Annotated in this window: 5 protein-coding genes and 2 pseudogenes; all 7 read right to left on the reverse strand. The window is 40.8% G+C overall.

The window, feature by feature from the left end; all coding sequences use genetic code 11:
- Positions 1–76: 76 nt before the first annotated feature.
- Positions 77–256, reverse strand: a pseudogene (locus NI462_RS14280) (hypothetical protein); the annotation flags it as partial.
- A 203-nt stretch (positions 257–459) separates the two neighbouring features.
- On the reverse strand, positions 460–1359 hold the full coding sequence (locus NI462_RS14285) for a cation diffusion facilitator family transporter (RefSeq protein ID WP_016165559.1): 900 nt from the start codon (positions 1357–1359) through the stop codon (positions 460–462).
- Positions 1360–1444: 85 nt separating this feature from the next.
- Complete coding sequence (locus NI462_RS14290) at positions 1445–4603, reverse strand: efflux RND transporter permease subunit (protein WP_180081775.1); 3159 nt, start codon at positions 4601–4603, stop codon at positions 1445–1447.
- Positions 4593–5843, reverse strand: a complete 1251-nt coding sequence (locus NI462_RS14295) for an efflux RND transporter periplasmic adaptor subunit (protein ID WP_086197158.1) — start codon at positions 5841–5843, stop codon at positions 4593–4595. Before NI462_RS14295 ends, NI462_RS14290 begins: the two co-directional genes overlap by 11 nt.
- 1 nt (position 5844) lies before the next feature.
- On the reverse strand, positions 5845–7212 hold the full coding sequence (locus NI462_RS14300; protein ID WP_180001850.1) for a TolC family protein: 1368 nt from the start codon (positions 7210–7212) through the stop codon (positions 5845–5847).
- Between the two features lie 49 nt (positions 7213–7261).
- Positions 7262–7672, reverse strand: coding sequence for a hypothetical protein (locus NI462_RS14305; protein ID WP_039624319.1), 411 nt, complete (start codon positions 7670–7672; stop codon positions 7262–7264).
- A gap of 143 nt (positions 7673–7815) precedes the next feature.
- Positions 7816–7878, reverse strand: a pseudogene (locus NI462_RS14310) (MerR family transcriptional regulator); the annotation flags it as partial.

Below are 7878 nucleotides of genomic sequence, written 5' to 3' on the forward strand. Positions count from 1 at the left end.
TTGATTCATTTGATTCATTTGATTCATTTGATTCATTTGATTCATTTGATTCATTTGATTCATTTGATTCATTTGATTCATTTGATTCATTTGATTCATTATTTTTAACTTGTTTTTGTTTAGAATTTTCAACTTTAGAAGCTTTTAAATTTTTTTCAAGAAATAACAATCCGCCATCTGCATAACTAAAACTTGCGATACTAAAGAATGCACTAATTAACAGTAATTTAGTACAAAATTTATTTTTGAATAGCATGTTTATTTACTCTCATTTAATACTTGTTAGATATTCTAACTTTAAAGAATTAACACCCAGAGGACTCATAAATTACATTCTTGTAATTTTAAAATGTCTCAGGATGGTGTTTAAAGTGCGTGTGATAAATAGAAGTGTAATACAGGAAAATGGTAAGGTTTATCAGCCTAGTCATCTGTCCATTATGTAGAAAGAGCAGCACTTTAATGTTTATGCTGTTCCAATGTATTACATTCCGTACTTTCTATTTGTAACGTAATTTCAGTAATACTATGATTATGTTTTAGAACGTCTAAGGCCTTTTGATAGAGCTGATCTGGATCGCTATTAGGAGCAACTAAATGAGCAGTTAAATGAATGTTTTTTGAAGATATAGCCCAGACTTTCAACTGATGAATCCCTTCAACACCCTCTAGCATCAATAAATCATTTCTTAACGACTCAATATCAATCTCATCAGGAACCCCTTCAAGCAAAATATGGATACTTTGTTTTAATAAAACCCAAGTTCGAGGTAAGACCCAGAAGCCAATTAACACAGCGATTAAGGTATCTACCCACATCCACTGGGTAAAATAAATGACCACTCCTCCGATAATCACGCCTATCGATCCCAGTGCATCACTAAGAACTTCTAAATATGCGCCTTTCACATTTAGACTTCCTTCAGCACTCGCAGAAAGGATTTTCATTGAAATCAAATTTATGACCAAACCAATGACTGCGACAATCATCATTCCAATACTTTGAATTTCAGCAGGATTCGTAAAACGTTGGTAAGCTTCATAGACAATATATATCGCCACCACAAAAAGCATCACTGCATTAAACAGAGCCGCTAAAATTTCGAATCGCTGATAGCCAAAAGTTCTTTTATCATCTGCGGCTTTTTTACCAATTTTGATAGCAGCAAGAGCAATAGCTAATGCGGCTACATCAGTAAACATGTGAGCGGCATCAGACAGTAATGCTAAACTTTGGGTAATAAAAGCAGCGACAACTTCTACTATTAAAAAAGTAGTCGTTAAACCCAAAGCAAACATTAATTTCTTACTATTTCCTTCAGTAACAACCGCATGGCTATGATCATGATGTTCTGACATAAAATTTTCCTTATTCAATCCATGATTAGCAGAGATACTTGAGACAGACCCAATATCTCTGCTAAAAATTGCTTAATCTAATGGATTAAGAAGCTTTCTTTTCATTCATCCAGCGGTACAGTACAGGCAATAAAACCAATGTAAGCAGGGTAGAGGAGATAATTCCTCCAATTACTACAGTCGCTAAAGGTCTCTGTACTTCTGCCCCAGTCCCGGTTGCCAAAGCCATCGGAACAAACCCAAGGGAAGCAACACAAGCGGTCATTAACACAGGTCTTAAACGCAAAATTGCACCCTGCCACGTTGCATAATAAAGGTCATATTGTTGTCGCAGCTCTTTGATAAAGGTAAGCATGACTAAACCATTCAGTACAGCCACCCCCGATAGTGCAATGAAGCCAACCCCTGCTGACATCGATAATGGAATGTCACGCAACCACAACGCGATTAAGCCTCCACATAAGGCAAACGGTACACCACTAAAGACCAGTAAGCTTTCTTTGATATTATGGAATACAGCCATCAATAAAATAAAGATCGTCAACAATGCGAGCGGAACCACCAATTGCATACGCGCTTTTGCAGACATCAGATTTTGAAATTGACCGCCATAATCTATCCAATAACCGCTTGGTAATTCCTGTTTGGATAACGTGCTCTGAAGCTCTGTTACGAATGAGCCTAAATCACGTCCTTCTACATTTGCAGTAATAACCACTCGACGTTTACCATTTTCACGGCTGACCTGATTAATACCCAGGATATTTTCAACGCGTGCCACATCTTGCAGTTGGACTAAACCACCATTCGGCAATTGAATAGGAAGTACCGCTAACTGTTCAGGACTACGCTGGGATTCATCTAGACGGATGACAAAATCAAAACGCTTGTCTCCCTGTAAAATTGTTCCAACATTCTGGCCACCGACACTTGTAGCTACCAGATCCTGAATTGCTCTTACCGACAAGCCATATTGTGCAGCTCTGGACTTATCCACCTCTACATTCAACAAGGGTAAGCCACTGGTCTGTTCTACATTAACGGCTGTCGCGCCTGAAATTGAGTTAATTTTTTGAGAAATTTTATTCGCTTCGCGATTTAGAATCTCCATGTCATCACCAAATAATTTGACACCCACATCACTTCGCACCCCTGAAATTAACTCGTTAAAGCGTAGTTCAATGGGTTGCGAGAACTCACTGTTATTTCCCGGCAATGTCGCTAAGAAAGTAATCATTCTTTGGCGAAGCTCATCAATCGTTTGTTTTGGATCAGGCCATTCATCATGAGGTTTTAACAGTACCACGCCATCTGAAATGTTGGGTGGCATAACATCTGTGGCCACTTCTGCTGTACCGGTACGGGCAAAGATCGCTTTAATTTCAGGAAATTCTTTCAACAGTAACTTTTCAGTATTTTCCTGCATTCTCAGTGACTGTTCTAACCCTGTACTTGGGGAACGCATTTGCTGAACAGCAAAATCACCTTCACCCAGTTGAGGTGCAAACTCGCTACCTGTTTGAGTGGCTAGCACGCCCGTAAGCACTAAAATACAGGCAGCCACAATAGTCACAAATAAACGAAGCTCATAGGCTTTATCTAAAAGCAGTTCATATTTGGTTTTAAGCCAATGCATCCAGCGACTTTCGGTTTCCTTGACTTCTCCAGTGACAAATAGGGCAACTGCGGCTGGCACAAAAGTGACAGATAAAATCATGGCCCCAATTAAAGCCAGTACAACAGTCATTGCCATAGGATGGAAAAGTTTGGCTTCTACACCCGTCAGGGTAAAGATAGGTAGATAAACCACCAAAATAATTAACTGTCCAAAGATGAGAGGACGACGCGCCTGTTTTGCAGCCAAGAAGACTTCTTTAAATCTTTCAGAACGGCTAAGTAAACCACCTTTCAGCTTCTGAGCTTCTGCTAGCCGACGGATACAGTTTTCTACAATAACCACTGCACCATCAATAATAATACCGAAGTCCAGTGCCCCTAAACTCATCAGATTTGCACTAATCTTCTGCTCTGCCATTCCCGTCAAGGTAAACAGCATTGACAGTGGAATAACGCAAGCCGTGATCAGCGCAGCACGGAAATTACCTAGAAAGAGAAATAAAATAACAATGACGAGGATTGCACCCTCAATCAAATTTTTCTGAACGGTTTTGATCGCCCGATCAACCAAATGCGTACGGTCATACACAGTCTCAATCACCACACCTTTAGGTAGCGATTGCTGGATCGATTGCACCTTTTCATCAATGGCTTGAGCAACGGTACGGCTATTTTCTCCCATCATCATCATGGCAATACCCAATACAGTTTCTTCACCATTATAGGTTGCAGCCCCTGTTCTTAAGTCATGACCAATTGAGACATTGGCGACATCTGCCACCCGAATCGGATAGCCGTTTTTATTGGCAATACTGATGTTCTGGATATCTTCAATCGTGTTTAAAGTGCCGGGAACACGAACCGTTAGCTGTTGTCCATTTTTCTCAATATAGCCAGCACCACGGTTTTCATTATTCTCTGTTAAGGCAGTTTGTAAATCAGACAAAGGAATTTGCAATTGTTGCAATCGGTTCAGATCAGGGGCAACCACATAGGTTTTATTAAAGCCACCGATACTGTTGATCTCAGCAACGCCTTTTACGCGCTGTAATTGCGGTCTTACAATCCAATCCTGAATTTCACGTAAATCCATCGCCGAATAAGCGGTTCCATCCGGCTTTTTAGCATTTGGTTCGGCTTTAATCACCCATTGATAGATTTCACCTAAACCTGTCGAAATAGGCGACATGTTAGGTTGCACATCTTCAGGCATTTCTCCCATTGCTTCTTGCAAGCGCTGGTTGATAAGCTGTCTGGCCCAGTAAATATCCGTGCCATCTTCAAAAATGATGGTCACTTGCGATAAGCCGTAGCGTGAAATCGAACGGGTTTGTTCCATTTTCGGCATGCCTGACATGGCATTCTCAATTGGATAGGTAATCCGCTGTTCCATTTCCAAAGCCGTAAAGCCATTGGCTGAAGTGTTAATCTGCACCTGAGTATTGGTAATATCCGGTACAGCATCAATCGGTAACTTTTGATAACTATAAATACCAATAGCAATCCAGGCTGCAATAAACAGCATAATCCAAATGGCGTTATGAATAGAAAACTGGATCAGCCGATCAAACAGCCCTTCAGGTTTTACCGATTCGTGGTCTGGAATGTGAGGGCTTTTAGTGCTCATGTGAAGCCTCTCCTTTTTCCATCTCAGATTTCAGTAAGAAACTGCCTTGAGCGGCATATTTTTGTCCCTGATTAAGCCCATTTACCACTTCAATCCACTGGCTATCCCCAGACGATTGACCTAATTTCACCGGTTGCGGAGTGAATTCAACTTTTTGTCCATGCTGAGTGGCGACAAAAACCACATCTTTTCCATCGACATTCTGAACTGCGGACTTAAGCACCCGTAATGCGGTACTTTCACTGCGTTGTTGCAACTGTACGTTTACCATCAAGTTTGGACGTAATTCGGTTGCATTCGATTCAACTTTTGCTCGCACCTGAAGACGACCTGTTTGAATATCCGCTTCAGTATTTAAGGTTTGAATAACCGCCCTATAGACCTTTTCAGTTTGCAAAGATTTAAATTCGATCTTTTGATTCGGGGCTAAGCCCACAATTTCAGAATTTGGAACAATAAATTCAAGCCAGAGCTGATCTAACCGGTCTATGGTAAAGAGTTGACTTGCTAACTGAACATTTTCCCCGAGAACCAAATCCTTTTTACTGATCACGCCAGAAATTGGGGCTTTTAAAATATAGCGCCCGTTACTAGCATTCACTGCACCAAATGCACTTAAACGTGATTGGGCCGCTTGAACCTGGATTTGTGCCCGTTTATAACTGTTATAAGCCCGTTGATAGTCCTGTTTTGCTGAGATACCCTGTGACCACAATTGACGCTCACGCTCAAAGTCTTGTTTCGCCAGTTCCAGATTGGTTTGTTCAATTTTAAGATTGGCCTGCTGATCAACTAGATCAGGAACAAGCAATGTAGCCAAAGGCTGCCCTTTCTGAACTTTTTGGCCGAGTTCTACATAAACATTTTCTACATGACCGCTAAAACTCGGTGAGACATGCGCTTGCTGATCCGTATTCACATTGAGTTTGGCAGGATAAGAACTTAATTTAACCACCGGACCTTGATCGACCGCTGATAACTGTATGCCCTGTTCCACCAGTTGCTTGGCCGTCAGGCTCACGCCTTCTGCATGCTCTTCGGTTTCACCGCCATGTTCTTCACTTCCATGTTCCTCTGCGCCTTCTTCCTCTGCATGTTCATCTGATGTTTCAGATTTATTCTTACCCGACAAGATCAAGAAAATACTGAGGAGTACGGTTGCGCCGATGACCAAACCAATCAGTAGAGGTTGAGAGATTTTTCCGCTCTGTTTTTTTAAGCTGTTTTTAAGATCGAACATGTTAATTTCCCCCACCAATGACAGGCATGGCCTGTATGTCTTGCCATAAGTTTTGATTGATTTGTGCAATAGCATCTTTCGACATGACTTCACTTGGGCTAATGCCTAAGCTCAAACTTTCTGCTTCAATGGCCTTTTGCCAGCCATCCCGTAACAACTGGACTTTACGCAGACGGATGTCTTGTAATTGAAGCGTGGCTTGCTGAACATCGGTTAAAGCAAACTTGCCTGCCAAGAAACCTTGTAGCGTCTTACTTTGAACTTGAGTCGCCAAAGGAATTTGAGTCTCGTCAACGACTTTGAATTGCAGCTCTAAACCCTGCAACTCGGTTAAAATTGTGCCTATTTGCAGCGCATTTTGCTTCAGATAAAATTCTTTCTGACGCTCTAATAAGTTCATTTTTTCTTGCGCGATTTTTATGCCATTTTGCTGACGATCGAAAATATTAAGCGGTACACTAACTCCGACTACTAATTGATTTTGTGTGGAGTTTTCCAAGGATTGGGTGCGGTTGACACCTAGGTTTAAAGTGGGGTTAGGACGTGCCTTTGCTCTTAGTTGATCAACCGTTGCTTGAGACTCTAATACCAGTAAAGCTCGATATTTCTCAACGTAGTTTTCCGCTAAATATTCTTGAACCTGTCCATGAGTCGATTTTGGCCAGAGCTTTTGTGAAGAGAGGTTTACCTGCAATGACTTATCAGACGTACCCCATAAATTTGATAATTGTTGGGTGGCCACTTGTACCTGTAAGTCTGCCTGTCTAAAAAGGCGTATATTTTCAGCATGACTTAAACGTGCGCGATTCACATCTACTTGCGCGATACCGCCCGCAGTAAAGCGCTTCTCGATCGCTTTAAGGTTTTCTTCACTCACCCGAAGTTGTTCATTGACAATGTTTCTTTCAAGTTCAGCAATGGCCAGTTGTGACCATACATATTTCACCGCAAGCTCAATTTGCGCTTGATAAATCTTCTGCTTCAGTGCTGTTTTATCTGTAGAGAGACTGGCTAATTTTTGGTTTGCTTTTCGCTCACCAAAAATATCCAAGGGTTGTGATATGCCAATGGCAAGCTCTTTTTCATTATTTGAACCAAAGCCCGTTTGTTCAACTGACAATTCAGGATTTTTAAACAGCTTACTTTGCTGAAGATTCGTGGCATTAATACTATTTTGCGTTTCCCAGAAATTTTGGGACGCTTGATATTGGTTAACCTGCTCAATAGCTTGCTGCAGCGTTAAATCTTGAGTACTGGCGACTACGGAAGTACTGATGCTGATCATTGCAGATAGCAAGATACCGCTACCTAAGGCTGACCAGGATAAATTCAGGATGGAGGTATCCTGATGTAATTTGTTTTTTGACATGAAAATGCCCCACGCATAATGAAATTAGGAGTGGTGGGCTTTTATAAGACTACCCCACCAATAGTAGGGGCAAATCGGGAGGCGGGGTTAATTGATTCAGATAAGGGGATTTATAAAAAGTTATTCCCAAATAAGTTGGGGTAATGCCGGTCTCAAAATCAGCTTTAAGCTTCAGATCATCGGGTGGGTCAATCTGAATCACGATTGTATTTGAGAAATGACTGCACTTTTCGTTAAAACAAACCTTCTGACAATAGTCATAGATTTCTTTATAGTTTTCTAGGGAATAAAGTGCTTGACGAGGACTATCACTCTTTTCGTCTAAATCGATTGGATTAGAGAGTATTGAATTGGGTATGTTTGGCATTTCATGCAGACACGCGGCCTCTGCCACACTCCAAATATTCTGGAATGTGAATAAGAGTACCAATATCTGGATTAGAAATGTTTTTCTCTTCATACACAAATCTGTATTTAAAACACCAATAAAGAAGCTGTCCAGATCTATCAAAGATCTGATCACAGAATTTGAGTAACCTTAAACTTTTTGCAGCCTTAAGTAAAGATATACAGAGTTTTTGAAAAAAGCATAGGTCTAGATAATCAAGCTAGATTTTTTAAAACTCCACATTGGTCAATTGTACATAAACCATCACAAGTACCTCT

Origin of the sequence: Acinetobacter lwoffii, assembly GCF_024129715.1 — a bacterium.
GTDB lineage: Bacteria > Pseudomonadota > Gammaproteobacteria > Pseudomonadales > Moraxellaceae > Acinetobacter > Acinetobacter lwoffii_U.

Bases quoted from the DNA above. Each gene is read 5' to 3' on its own strand.
- NI462_RS14285 (WP_016165559.1), bottom strand. From the start codon at position 1,359: ATGTCAGAACATCATGATCATAGCCATGCGGTTGTTACTGAAGGAAAT.
- NI462_RS14290 (WP_180081775.1), bottom strand. From the start codon at position 4,603: ATGAGCACTAAAAGCCCTCACATTCCAGACCACGAATCGGTAAAACCT.
- NI462_RS14295 (WP_086197158.1), bottom strand. From the start codon at position 5,843: ATGTTCGATCTTAAAAACAGCTTAAAAAAACAGAGCGGAAAAATCTCT.
- NI462_RS14300 (WP_180001850.1), bottom strand. From the start codon at position 7,212: ATGTCAAAAAACAAATTACATCAGGATACCTCCATCCTGAATTTATCC.
- NI462_RS14305 (WP_039624319.1), bottom strand. From the start codon at position 7,672: ATGAAGAGAAAAACATTTCTAATCCAGATATTGGTACTCTTATTCACA.